At 48.2% G+C, this 12,941-nt stretch carries 12 protein-coding genes; 7 read left to right on the top strand and 5 right to left on the bottom strand.

What is annotated here, in order from left to right:
* Positions 1–125: 125 nt before the first annotated feature.
* Together Q0N89_RS00335 and hemC are read right to left on the bottom strand one after the other, a co-directional pair.
* The gene (locus Q0N89_RS00335) at positions 126–950 is read right to left on the bottom strand and encodes a uroporphyrinogen-III synthase (RefSeq protein ID WP_294032828.1); all 825 of its coding nucleotides are present in this window, start codon (positions 948–950) and stop codon (positions 126–128) included.
* Positions 907–1,872 carry a hydroxymethylbilane synthase gene (gene hemC / locus Q0N89_RS00340; protein WP_294032829.1) on the bottom strand — a complete coding sequence of 322 codons (966 nt, stop codon included), beginning with the start codon at positions 1,870–1,872 and terminating at the stop codon, positions 907–909. The genes Q0N89_RS00335 and hemC overlap by 44 nt, the downstream gene beginning before the upstream one ends.
* Positions 1,873–2,025: 153 nt before the next feature.
* On the opposite strand from hemC, the gene argH reads away from it, so the two are divergent.
* On the top strand, positions 2,026–3,408 hold the full coding sequence (argH, locus tag Q0N89_RS00345) for an argininosuccinate lyase (RefSeq protein ID WP_294032830.1): 1,383 nt from the start codon (positions 2,026–2,028) through the stop codon (positions 3,406–3,408).
* Between the two features lie 113 nt (positions 3,409–3,521).
* Here argH and Q0N89_RS00350 read toward each other — a convergent pair whose 3' ends face one another.
* Positions 3,522–4,706, bottom strand: coding sequence for a mechanosensitive ion channel (locus Q0N89_RS00350; RefSeq protein ID WP_294032831.1), 1,185 nt, complete (start codon positions 4,704–4,706; stop codon positions 3,522–3,524).
* Between the two features lie 311 nt (positions 4,707–5,017).
* Between Q0N89_RS00350 and Q0N89_RS00355 the strand changes: the two genes are divergently transcribed.
* Entirely contained in the window at positions 5,018–5,890 is an 873-nt protein-coding gene (locus Q0N89_RS00355; protein WP_294032832.1) for an FKBP-type peptidyl-prolyl cis-trans isomerase, read from the top strand.
* Between the two features lie 105 nt (positions 5,891–5,995).
* Here the strand turns inward: Q0N89_RS00355 and Q0N89_RS00360 are convergent, their stop codons facing one another.
* Both Q0N89_RS00360 and argA read right to left on the bottom strand, forming a co-directional pair.
* Entirely contained in the window at positions 5,996–6,505 is a 510-nt protein-coding gene (locus Q0N89_RS00360) for a DsbC family protein (protein ID WP_294032833.1), read from the bottom strand.
* 48 nt (positions 6,506–6,553) lie between these two features.
* Positions 6,554–7,891, bottom strand: coding sequence for an amino-acid N-acetyltransferase (gene argA, locus Q0N89_RS00365; RefSeq protein ID WP_294032834.1), 1,338 nt, complete (start codon positions 7,889–7,891; stop codon positions 6,554–6,556).
* Between the two features lie 303 nt (positions 7,892–8,194).
* Here argA and Q0N89_RS00370 point away from each other — a divergent pair, with 303 nt between their 5' ends.
* The 5 genes from Q0N89_RS00370 to Q0N89_RS00390 all read left to right on the top strand — a co-directional run bounded on the left by Q0N89_RS00370 (position 8,195) and on the right by Q0N89_RS00390 (position 12,940).
* The gene (locus tag Q0N89_RS00370) at positions 8,195–8,731 is read left to right on the top strand and encodes a hypothetical protein (RefSeq protein ID WP_294032835.1); all 537 of its coding nucleotides are present in this window, start codon (positions 8,195–8,197) and stop codon (positions 8,729–8,731) included.
* A 261-nt stretch (positions 8,732–8,992) separates the two neighbouring features.
* Complete coding sequence (locus Q0N89_RS00375; RefSeq protein WP_294032836.1) at positions 8,993–9,994, top strand: siderophore ABC transporter substrate-binding protein; 1,002 nt, start codon at positions 8,993–8,995, stop codon at positions 9,992–9,994.
* Positions 9,995–10,096: 102 nt separating this feature from the next.
* Complete coding sequence (locus Q0N89_RS00380; protein ID WP_294032837.1) at positions 10,097–11,086, top strand: iron chelate uptake ABC transporter family permease subunit; 990 nt, start codon at positions 10,097–10,099, stop codon at positions 11,084–11,086.
* Between the two features lie 91 nt (positions 11,087–11,177).
* Positions 11,178–12,173 (top strand): iron chelate uptake ABC transporter family permease subunit, encoded by a 996-nt coding sequence (locus Q0N89_RS00385; RefSeq protein ID WP_294032838.1) that lies wholly within the window; start codon positions 11,178–11,180, stop codon positions 12,171–12,173.
* On the top strand, positions 12,170–12,940 hold the full coding sequence (locus Q0N89_RS00390; protein ID WP_294032839.1) for an ATP-binding cassette domain-containing protein: 771 nt from the start codon (positions 12,170–12,172) through the stop codon (positions 12,938–12,940). The genes Q0N89_RS00385 and Q0N89_RS00390 overlap by 4 nt, the downstream gene beginning before the upstream one ends.
* Position 12,941: the final 1 nt, after the last annotated feature.

Genomic DNA, 12,941 nt, shown 5'->3' on the forward strand with positions numbered 1-12,941 from the left:
CTACATTGATAATGGTAAAGGGGTGTTTTTTCAAGGGAATGGGGTGATAAAAGATGAAATTTTTGGCAAAAAATCGCCAAGTAATCGCACCGATGGCGGGTGTGACGGATAATCCGTTGCGATAGTTATGCAATGATGGTTGATGGATAAGTGCTGATGGCGTGCGCTATCGCCTGTACGGACAAATCATCAATCATGCTGATGATAGCAGATGGCTCGTGCGTACGGATGATACGGACAAGTCGCTCGCCCAGTGCCAAATAATGATACGCTGTGCCGTGATGTGGTAGGCTCGCCCAAGCCTGATACGCCATCGCACTGCTGATGATGACATGGGTATGGCTAGGCACAGTGGGCAGTGTCGGTAAGATGGCGCTAAAGTTATCGGATAAATCAGACGGTGTCGTCCGCTCATACCATTCGATGGCATCGATGTGCACGCTCTTTGCCACCAGCGTGTCGTGTAGCAGTCGCCGTCCACCCACCCCACGCCAAATCAGCACTCGGTCATGTGCTGTCAGACTTGCGATTTGCGGTAGGCTTAGCATCCCTTCGTTGTTAGCGGTCTGTGGCAAGATGACATCAAAGCCATGCGCCTGCATCACTTGGGCGGTGGCAGTGCCGACGGCGATGATGGGTGTGTTTGGCAGATGGATGGGCGTATCCACCTGATGCGTGTGCAGATAGTCCAAGGCTCGCCGTGCTGACTCGACACTGGTGATGACCAGTGCATCATACCCCCCTTGACAAAACTGCGCCATCATCGCCTGTGCATCATCAGCGATGGGCAGTGAGCGAATCTCAAGTAATGGCAAATCCACCACCGTCACCCCCACCATTTGACGGATGGTATCACCCCGATGGATAGGGCGGGTGTTGATGAGCACAGGCAAGGTCGTTGGCATATTAGGCGTTATCAGCGGATTGATAAACTTCTTGTAAAATCGCATCCGCACCTTGGGCGAGTAGTTCACGGGCGATTTGTTCGCCAAGCGCTTCAACCGCTGTGATATTGGCAGTCTCATCATCGCCTAGGGTGATGGTGTTTTCGGCTTTTAGTAGTACCTTGCCATCGACAGAGCCGACCCGACCACGCAGACGCAGTGTGCCATCATTGATGGTGGCAAAGCCTGCAATCGGCACTTGGCAGCCGCCTTCTAGCGTACGGTTCATCGCACGCTCTGCCATCACGCACAAGGCAGTGGCGGTGTCATTGAGCGGTGCTAGTAGCGATAACATCTCATCATCACCCGCTCGACATTCGATGGCAAGTGCCCCTTGACCCACCGCAGGCAATGACAGCGATTCACCGAGCTCATGGCGAATACGAGCATCGAGTCCTAGTCGCTGAAGTCCGCTCGTGGCTAGGATAATCGCATCATACTCACCGGCATCGAGCTTGGCTAGGCGTGTGCCGACATTGCCACGCAGGCTTTTGATGACAAGGTCAGGGCGAGCTTGACGAAGCTGACATTCACGGCGTAGGCTAGATGTGCCAAGCACCGCACCACTTGGCAGCTTATCTAGGCTTGCATAGGTATTTGACACAAAAGCATCGGTCGGTGCATGACGCTTGCAATACGCCCCAAGTGTCAAGCCTTCGGGTAGTACCATTGGCACATCCTTGAGCGAATGCACGGCAATATCGGCACGCCCATCATACAAAGCTTGCTCAAGTTCTTTGACAAACAGACCTTTGCCGCCAATCTTGGCAAGTGGCGTGTCCAAAATCTTATCGCCACGAGTCACCATCTCAAGCAAGGTGACGGTCATCTGCGGGTACAGGCGTTCAAGCGCATCTTTGATAAAATTGGCTTGCCATAGTGCCAATGGACTTTGGCGAGTGGCGATGGTCAGTGTGCGAGTGGTCATAAGCGTGTCCAAATTTTGCAAAAAATCATAAAAATTATCCTATTATAAAACCTTTGGGACATAAAAGCCATGTTATGCCTGCGGATAATTGATGAATGCGATGGCGAAGATGTGTTATACTTTGGCAAAGTTAAGTAAATCAAAGGATTTATCATGAGTGAGCAAACTTCAAGTATGTGGGGCGGTCGTTTTAGCGAAGCGACCGACAGCTTTGTTGCCGAATTTACCGCGTCGGTGAATTTTGACAAACGCATGGCAAAACAAGATATTCAAGGCTCTATCGCCCACGCCACCATGCTGGGTCGCTGTGGGATTATCACAATGGACGAAAGCCAAACCATCGTCGATGGCCTAAAGCAAGTCCAAGCCGAGATTGATAATGGCACATTTGTGTGGTCGGTGGCGCTCGAAGATGTGCATATGAATGTCGAAAGCCGTCTGACTGCCATCATCGGCGATGTCGGCAAAAAGCTGCACACAGGACGCAGTCGCAATGACCAAGTGGCGACCGACATTCGCCTGTGGCTACGAGATGAGACCGATAATATCTTGGCACTACTAAAACGCTTGCAATCAGGCTTGCTAGACTTGGCAGATAAGCATACCACCACCATCATGCCGGGCTTTACCCATCTACAAACAGCACAGCCGGTGAGCTTTGGTCATCATGTGATGGCGTGGTTTGAGATGCTGACCCGTGATAGCGAGCGCTTTGCCGATACTCGCCGTCGTATCAATCAGATGCCACTAGGTAGTGCGGCGCTAGCAGGCACGACTTATCCGATTGACCGCACCATCACCGCTGAACTCTTGGGCTTTGAAGGCATTTGCCAAAATTCGCTAGATGCTGTCAGCGACCGTGATTTTGCCATTGAATTTACCGCCAATGCGTCGATTCTGATGATGCATCTATCTCGCATGAGCGAAGAGATTATCCTATGGATGAGTGCGCAGTTTGGCTTTGTGGCAGTGCCTGACCGCTTCTGCACAGGCTCATCTATCATGCCACAAAAGAAAAATCCTGATGTGCCAGAGCTTGTGCGTGGTAAGGCGGCGCGCGTGTTTGGTCAGCTCACCACCTTGCTTAGCTTGATGAAAAATCAGCCACTGGCATACAACAAAGACAACCAAGAAGACAAAGAGCCACTGTTTGACTGCGTGGATACTTTGACAGGCTCGCTACTTGCCTTTGCTGATATGTTGCCAAATCTTGTGCCAAATAGCGAGAATATGCGTGCAGCGACGATGAAAGGCTATGCTACAGCGACTGATTTGGCGGATTATCTTGTTAAAAAAGGCTTGCCATTCCGTGATGCGCATGAAGTGGTCGGCAAAGCGGTAGCGTTAGGCGTCGCCAAAGGTGTGGATTTAAGTGAGCTAAGCTTAGCTGAACTACAAAGCTTTAGTGAACTCATTGGTGATGATGTCTTTGAGTGCTTGACGCTTGAAGGCTCGCTCAACGCCCGTAATCACATCGGTGGTACAGCGCCAACTCAAGTCAAGGCGGCGATTGCTCGTGGTCGTGAGCGCATCTAAGTCTGGCTTGATATAGAAAGTAAACCGTCATACAAGTGTATGGCGGTTTAATTATTGCCAATAAAAAGCCCCTTAAGCAAAATACTTAAGGGGCTTATGCTTGATTAGATTAATTATTCATCATTTTTTTCAAGCTTGTCTTGTAGGCGACGCAGATAGCGAGCTGCTGCTTCTTGACCACCCAGACCGAATGACAGAGCAAATGCCACCGCCACAGCGCCAAGCGTTAGACCAAAGGCAAGATTGACGATGCTGTCAGCGATACCCATCGCTTTTAGACCCATCGCTAGTACCAGACCCATGATTAGGACTCGGACGATGTTGGCTAGGAATTTTGAACCTTGTTCAGAACGCTCAACCACACCAGCGATAAGATTGGCAAGCCAAAAACCGATGGTCAAAATCACCGCACCTAGAATGATTTGGCTGCCAAAAGCGATAAACATAGTCACGATGTCACTGATTTGACCAAAGCCAAGCAAATCTGCCGCTGCGATGATGGCAAATAGCATCGCAAACACAAGCACGCCACAGCCGATGACATCAGACAGTTTTTTGGTGCCTAGCACGTTTTGTAGTCCGATTTTATTTGGTAAATCATCCAGTTGAGTGTTGGCAACCAAGCCTTTGATGACATCAGCAACCAAACGCACGACCAAGAAAGTAACGACAAGCACCGCCAATGCTGTAAAGACATTTGGCAATGACTCCATCACTTTATTGAGCATATTGGTTGCAGGGCGTGAGATAGACTCAACTTTTAGTGCATCCAGTGCTGCAATGGTAAATGGCACAATCGTAAGCAAAAATACCACCGAACCTGCGATATTTGGCAGATTATTTTTGCTATCGACACCAGCTTTGCTAACTAGCGCCTGAATGTTTAGGCGTGAGACCACCGTTGTTACCATGCTGCGGACAATCTTGGCAACGATAAAGCCAATGAACATCACAAAGCCTGCCAACATCGCATTTGGCATAAAGGCAAAAATCTTATCAATCATATTGGTCAATGGGGTGAATAGCCCATTTAGACCCAGACGACCAACGACCATCGTCAGTACAATCAGCAAGATGAACCAATAAATCAAGTCGGCGATAATGCCACTGATAGGCTGGATACCTGCTTCAGAAGATAGTTTGCTATCTAGCTTGGTTTTGGCAAGTGCTGCTGCCAAGACACGGCGGATGATACCTGCAACGAACCAGCCGATTGCAAGGATAATCAAAGCCCCAATGATTGAGCCCAATGGACCTTGTAGGCTTTGGTTTAAAATGGCGATTTTTGACAAATCCATACCATTGCTCCAAATTCATAAAAAATCAATAAAAAAAGTTCTTATCAATGATGGGGAATGCCCATGCAATGTGTTATTCCATTTTAAACCACAAAAAAGAGAAAATCATTGATAAAAACCACAAAGTTTCGCAGATTGTAACACCAAATTGGCTATTGTTTCGCCCACTGTTAAACTATATTCACAAAATTAACAATATTCATACAGAGACCACAACAAAATCGGCGTTTTTGATGGCGAAATGATGAATTTTTTGTTATTATTGGCACACATTTTTGTATTTCTTTTTTCACCATTTTTGAGAATTTTTTATGAAAAAACATCTATTGGTTTCTGCAATCGCTGCGGCATTGGTTTTGACTGGTTGTAATAAAGACAAAGAAGCTGCATCTGCTACTGATGCCAAAGCCGAAAAATCAACGGTCGTGACCGACAAAAGCACCGAAATGGAAAAAGTAAGCTACTTGCTTGGCTTTGGCGCAGGTCAAGAAGCCAAAACAATCGATGAAGCGATTGATTTGGAGATTTATAACAAAGCACTAAAAGATGGCTTTGAAGGCAAAGAAAGTGCATTGACCGAAGAGCAAGCACAAGCAGTCATCACAGCGTATCAAACTCGCAAAACCGAAGAAATGAAGAAGAAGTTTGAAGAAACTGCTGCCAAGAACAAAACTGATGGCGAAAAATTCCTAGCCGAAAATGCCAAGAAAGAAGGCGTAAAAACCACCGCATCAGGCCTGCAATACAAAGTCATCACTGAAGGTAGCGGTAATTCACCAAAAGCAACCGATACCGTTATCGTGAACTATGAAGGCAAGCTGATTGATGGTAAGGTATTTGACAGCTCATATGAGCGTGATATGCCAGCACAGTTCCCGCTAAATCAAGTCATCAAAGGCTGGACTGAAGGTATTCAGTTAATGAAACCGGGTGCAAAATACGAATTTTATATCCCGTCGGCACTGGCTTATGGTGAGCAAGGCAACCAAAACATCGAGCCAAACAGCGTGCTGATTTTCACTGTTGAGCTACTAAACGATGCACAAATCAAAGAAGCTGAAGCCAAAGTGAAAAAAATGATGGAAGAGCAAGCTAAGGCAATGGAAGAAGCACAAAAAGCCCAAGCTGCGACCCAATCAGCCGCCGAAGCTAAGCCAGCTGAAGCTAAGACCGAGAGCAAATAATCCTAGCTGATATATTGCGATAAAATCCCTGAAAAGCACATTTTCAGGGATTTTTTTGGGTTTTTTGCGTTTTAGGTGATTGCAGGCGATTAACACCGATTGATATTATTTATTGAGCCATGCAATCAGCTCATCAACCGGCGGTGCGCCGTAGATGTATTCGCCATTTGGCTTGATAATCATTGGCGTGCCACGCATATTGAAGCTTTTGGCGACAATCATATTGCTTGTCATCGGGGTTTTGCACCAAGCACGAGCCGGTGGCTGGATGTTGTATTGCATCAAGTTCAAAAAAGCTTGATTGCGGTTTTTGCTACACCAGATGTTTTGGCTATTATCGCTACTGCCAAAATAATTGACCAGATATTTATTGACCGTGATGTTGTCAATACGGGCAAGATTTTGTTCAAGCTTACGGCAGTAGCCACAATTGGGGTCGGTGATGACAGAGAATTTGATACTGCCTTTACCGCTTTTGAATACCAAAGCATTTTTTGGGTTCAGTGCTTGATAATTCACCGTATTGGCAAGTGCAGGCAGTGTGGTCAGTAGCAGTGCACCCAAGCCAAGCTTGAGTAGTGGCTTAAGTCGTGGTTTAACAAGTGTCTGTGTCATCATCGTTCCATGTGTTAAGACTGCCCACGCATGAGCGGTCAGGTAGAATTAGAGTTGTTTTTTTAGGACTTTTGAATTACGGCTGTGGTCATACACCGCTTGACGCTCGGCAGGCAAATCATCGACCGCCACTTCATTAAAGCCCTGCTCGACGAACCAATGTGCCGTGTGTGTCGTCAGGGCAAATAGCTGATGGCGACCGTGACTGCGTGCCTGCTGTTCCAAGAACGCCAATAAATCCGCACCACGACTGCCTTTGCGATAGTCAGGATGGATGGCAAGGCTTGCGACTTCGGCCGACTGCTCGTCAAGCGGATATAGGGCAGCACAGCCTAGGATAGTGCCGTCTCGCTCGATGACATTATAATACTCAATCTCTTGTTCGAGACGCTCTTGGGTGCGACGAATCAAGATGCCTTGTTCTTCAAGTGGCTTGAGTAGTTCTAATAAGCCAATCACATCATTGACAGTAGCACGGCGAATCTCTTCGTATGGGTCGTGGCTAACGAGCGTACCCGAGCCATCACGGGTGAATAGCTCTTCGATCAGTGCGCCGTCTTTGGCATAGCTGATGATGTGCGTGCGGTGCACACCTTCACGGCAGGCAGCAGCGGCACAGCGTAGGAAATGGGTAATCTCTTCTTGGTTGTTGCGATCACGCAGTAGGCGATCAACTTCGTTCGGAATCATCTCATGCAATAGGCGACCATCACGGCTGATGATGCCATCTTCTTCACCCAAGAAAATCAGCTTATCAGCGCCTAGTGCCACTGCGGTGCGTAGAGCGACATCTTCGGCAAGCAGATTAAAAATCTCACCAGTGACCGAAAATCCTGTCGGCCCTAGGATGACAATGTGGTTATTGTCCAGATTGTGGCGGATGGCATCGACATCGATAGAGCGGACTTCACCAGTCATCTGATAATCCACGCCGTCACGGATACCAAAAGGGCGAGCAGTAACAAAATTCCCCGAAATCGCATCAATGCGAGAGCCGTACATCGGCGAGTTGGCAAGTCCCATCGACAGCTGTGCTTCGATTTGTAGGCGGATTGAGCCGACCGCTTCGAGTAGAGCAGGCATTGCCTGTTTTGGCGTGACACGCACATCATCGTGGATATTGGTGGCAAGCCCTTGTTTAATCAGGTTTTGTTCGACTTGTGGGCGTGCGCCATGCACGAGCACAAGCTTAATCCCCAAGCTATGTAGTAGTGCAAAATCATGAATCAAAGTGCTAAAACCATCACGAGCGACCGCTTCACCACCAAACATGATGACAAAAGTCTTGCCACGGTGGGTGTTGATATAGGGGGCAGAATTACGGAACCAATGTACATGGTTGAACTGTGATTCGGTGGCGGCGGTGTGTGTGGTAATTGGATTCATGTCGTAGCTCCAAATTGGGCAAAAATGCAAATTTTTCTTATGGATACATTTATGAGAAAATAATCTTGATACGATAACAAAGTTTTGGGATTCTGCCAAGTTTTTTGGCGGATATTTGATGGATAATTGCCAAAATTATGGCGCATTTTGGGGGATTATCAAAAATATGCCAAGAAATTTGCCAAAAATGCACCAAAATCCGCCCAATTTACCATAAATAAACAGTTGAATACTTTAAAATTGCCAAAGCTATGCTATGATACCAAGAACTTTTTTGATTCGGCAGATAAAACAGGATTGATTATGAAAGCTTTTAAAATTGTAGCAATGGGTTCGGCGTTAGCGGCATTGGCAGCATGTAGCGCAATGCCAAGCACTACTGGCAAAACCACAAGTACCCAAACAGCAGCAGCTAAAGTCAATACCATGGCGACTACAAGTGTCCCTGACAGTATTGATGCTGTTGTGAATGCCTATTTGGTACGCACGGCGAATGGTCAAGAGACGCTTGAGCCGATTACTACTGCTACCGTTGTAAAATCAGGTGATGTGGTTGAGTATCAGACACTTCTAACCAACACAGGCACCGATCGTGTGCGCAGCATGACAGTGACGCTGAGCTTGCCTGAAGGTGCGGTATTCACCGGTCAAGCCGATCCTGCGCTAGGCACGCTAGCGAGTGCTGATGGTGCTCGTTTTGTGCGTATGCCGATTCGTACGACAGTTAATGGCGCAACACAAAACTTGCCGTTTGATCGTTATCAAGCCTTGCGTTGGACCATCGAAGAGATTGGTTTGGGCGGTACAGCGGTTGTTAAATACCGTGCGACCATCCGCTGATTGCTTGATTGGCAGTGATGCCAAATGACCGTCCTGTTGGGCGGTTATTTTTTTGCCAAAAAAGTAAATCGGCTTGGCAAAGTAACGATAGCATTACCGAACTGTTATCATATTGTATAAAAATCATTTGCAAATAAAAAACATTCTTATTTGGTTTGAATCTTGGCGGTCTGTGCATTATAATGGCACGGCAAATTTGAGCGAACTTGGCAAGCGATACTTGTTCATTGGCTCAAGCAATGATTAATCATAGGGGTAATTATGAAAAAGCGTTTATCACTGGGTTTGGCAGTCATGATGGCACTGGGTTTGGCTGCTTGTGGCGAGTCAAAAACCGAACAAAGCACCGAGTCAGCCCAAGCGACCCAAGCTGATGCCCAAAGCACCCAAAGCACCGAAACGGCTGCACCAACAGGTGATGTCACCATCAAGACAGCCACCGGTGATGTGACCATTGCGGGCAATCCACATCCGCTGGCAGTGTATGATATGACGGCTATGCAGAACCTTGCTGTGCTTGGCGTGGCGGTCGAAGGGATGCCATCTGAGCTACGCTTGACCAACCTAAAAGCGGCGAACACCCCAGATTCAGCAGAAATCGGCACTGTGCTAGAGCCGAATCTTGAAGCATTGAACGCCCTACAACCAAAAGCCATCATCGTCGGCTCTCGCATGGCAGAAAAAGCCGAAGAGCTTGGCAAAATCGGCACAGTGCTGAACTTAACCATCGACACCAGAAACCCGTACGAAGCCACCAAGCAGCAGCTGACTGACTTTGGTAAGCTATTTGGTAAAGAAGCCGAAGCGACCACTGCCATCAGCGACATCGATGCGGCAATCGCAGCCGCCAAACAAGCGGCGGCAGGCAAGGGCAATGGACTTGCGATTATGGTGAATGGCAATAAGCTGTCTGCCTATGGCGACAAATCTCGCTATGGCTTTTTGCACACGGCGTTTGGTATCCCGATGGCAGATGCCAATATCGAAGATGCTCGCCACGGTCAGCCAATCAGCTTTGAATACTTACAAAAAGTCGATCCAGATTGGCTATTTGTCCTAGATCGTGGTGCAGCGATCGGCGAAGAAGGCGAATCGGCTGAAGTGGTGCTAGATAATCCACTGATGCACGGCACTAAGGCATGGAAAAACAAACAAATCGTCTATCTAAGCCCAGATAGCTATTTGGCATTTGGTGGTTATTATCAATGGCTCAACGATGCCCAAATCGTTACCGATGCGTTCAACGCCAAAACTGCACAATAATCCCAAGGATGGCAGGTGTGATACTTGCCATCTTTTATTTTGCTGATATTTTGCTGATATTTTCCGATGAGTTAGCCAACCTGTGCGTATCTTGAGAGTGTTATGACCACCGCCACATTATCCAATCCTTGGCACAAAGCCATCAGTATCAATGCTGCAAGCCTAGTGGTGATGGCAGTGCTGATCGTGGTGAGCCTGTCTGTGGGCGTGGCGGATTTTAGTTGGCAAAACCTGATCACAGGTCAAGTCAGCCAAGACACCCAAATCCTACTACAAAGCCGCATCCCCCGTACGCTTGCCATCATCTTGACCGGTGCAGGCATGGCGATCAGTGGCATGATGATGCAAGTCGTGCTCAAAAATCGCTTCGTCGAGCCATCAATGGTCGGCGCTACCCAAAGTGCGGCACTTGGGATGCTCATCACTGCACTTGTATTGCCATCAGCGCCCATCATCGCCAAAATCAGTATCGCTACCGTCTGTGCGATGGTGGGGATGATGATTTTTATGATGCTGATTAAGCGACTGCCTGCCACCGATCATCTGATGATTCCGCTTGTGGGGATTGTCTTTAGCGGTATCATTGATGCGATGAGCACCTTTATTGCGTATCAAACCGAGATGGTGCAGCTGCTTGGTGTGTGGCGATTTGGCGATTTTTCGAGTATTTTGGCGGGTCGCTATGAGCTACTATGGCTCGTCGGTGCGGTATCGGTGATGGCTTATGTCTTGGCGGATAAGCTGACCATCATTGGGCTTGGCGATCATATCGCAACCAATCTGGGGGTGAATCGTGAGACCATCTTACGCCTATCGGTGGTGATGGTGGCTTTGGTGAGCTCGGTGGTGGTGGCGACGGTTGGTATGATTCCGTTTGTCGGGCTGGTCGTGCCGAACATCATCAGCCGACTGATGGGTGATAGGCTTAGGCTCACCTTACCTGCGGTGGCACTGCTTGGTGCATCGGCGGTGCTATTGTGTGACATCATCGGGCGGCTGATTATTTATCCGTTTGAAATCCCTGTGACGGTGGTCTTTGGGGTGCTTGGGGCGATGGTGTTTTTGTATTTATTATTAAAAAATCCCAAATAGCTTTCTTTATCATTAATTTACTGAATCATCACTGATAATCGCCAATTTTTCGGCTTTTTAACGATTAAAATTAACCTTAACCTTATCAATCATGTCTGTTACCCAACTGTTTGCCCGTCCTATTACGCTGATTCAGGCACGACCGATTGCCGTGATGGCGGTGCTACTTGTCATCGCCATGCTACTGTTTATGAGTGTCAATGCCAGTGGCAATTGGTCGTTTATCCTAAGCTTGCGTGGCAAAAAGTTGCTCGCACTTTTGACCGTCGGTTTTGCCATTGGCACATCGACGCTACTGTTTCAGACTTTGACGCACAATCCGATTTTGACCCCGGCACTGCTTGGCTTTGATAGCTTGTATGTGCTGATTAAGAGCTTGATGGTGTTTTTCTTGGGGTCGGTGGGGATGGCGTCGATACCGACTTTGGGTAAGTTTGGCTTTGAAGTCATCATCATGCTTGGGCTATCGCTTGTGATGTTTCGGATGCTGTTTGGGCGACACAGTCAGGATTTGACACGGCTGATATTGGTGGGTGTGGTCTTTGGGCTATTGTTTCGCAGTTTGTCATTTTTGGTGGCTCGGATGATTGACCCCGAAGAGTTTGTGACCATCCAATCGGTGAGCTATGCAGGCTTTAACACGATTAATACCCAAGTGCTCGGCGTCGGCATGGTGCTGTGTGCCATCTGTGCGGTCTTGATGTATCGGATGCGCCACAAGCTTGATATTCTACTGCTTGGGCGACTGCCTGCGATTAATCTGGGCATTGACTATACTCGGCTGACGCTTGGGATGCTTGCGATGATTGCACTGCTGGTCGCTGTATCGACAGCGATGGTGGGGCCGGTGACTTTCTTTGGGCTATTGGTGTGTGCACTGACCAATGCGATTAGCCCATCGATGCATCATGGCAAACGGTTGGTGCTTGTGAGTCTGATTGCCATGCTGTGCTTGGTGGCAGGGCAGATGATTTTTGAGCATCTGCTCAAGATGGCAGGCGTGCTTGAAGTGGTGATTGAGCTGGTGGGCGGTTTGGCATTTTTGTGGATTATTTTTCATCAATATCAAAAGCAGGCAACACGATGATACAAGTTCAAGGCGTCGGCTATCGACTCAATAACGGCACGCAGATTTTGGATGATGTCAATTTGTCACTGCACACAGGGCAAGTGGTGGCGCTGATTGGGCCAAATGGCGCAGGCAAATCCACCTTGTTCAATCTGATGGCACGCATCACACCACTACAGTCGGGCAAGGTGAGCTTTGGTGGCTGTGATGTGGCGACGACAGACAGTCGCAAGCTTGCCTGTACGCTTGCCATGCTGACCCAAGAAAATCATGTGCAAGGCAGGCTGCGAGTGCGTGAGCTGTTGATGTTTGGGCGGTATCCGCATCATCAAGGCGTGCCAACAGCGGCGGATGATGAACGAGTTGAGCAGGTGATGGCGGAGTTTGAGCTGACGGCACTGGCACAGCGGTTTTTGTCCGATTTGTCCGGTGGTCAGCGTCAGCGGGTGCTGATTGCGATGGTGGTGTGCCAAGATACGCCGTATCTGCTACTTGATGAGCCATTGAACAATCTGGATATGTACCACGCAGGGAGATTGATGCGTAAGCTTCGAGTGCTTGCCAAAGCGGGCAAAACCATCGTCATCGTCCTACATGACATCAACCAAGCGGCGCAGTTTGCTGATACGGTGGTGATGATGAAATCAGGGCAAGTCATCGCCACAGGCAAGCCTATTGATGTATTGACCGCAAGTACGATGAAACAGCTGTATCATGTCGATGCCACCGTGCTATATCATGATGGCAAGCCTGTGATTGTTGATGCGATGGTGGATGATGAATGAC

This window comes from uncultured Moraxella sp., from assembly GCF_945873075.1.
GTDB lineage: Bacteria > Pseudomonadota > Gammaproteobacteria > Pseudomonadales > Moraxellaceae > Moraxella.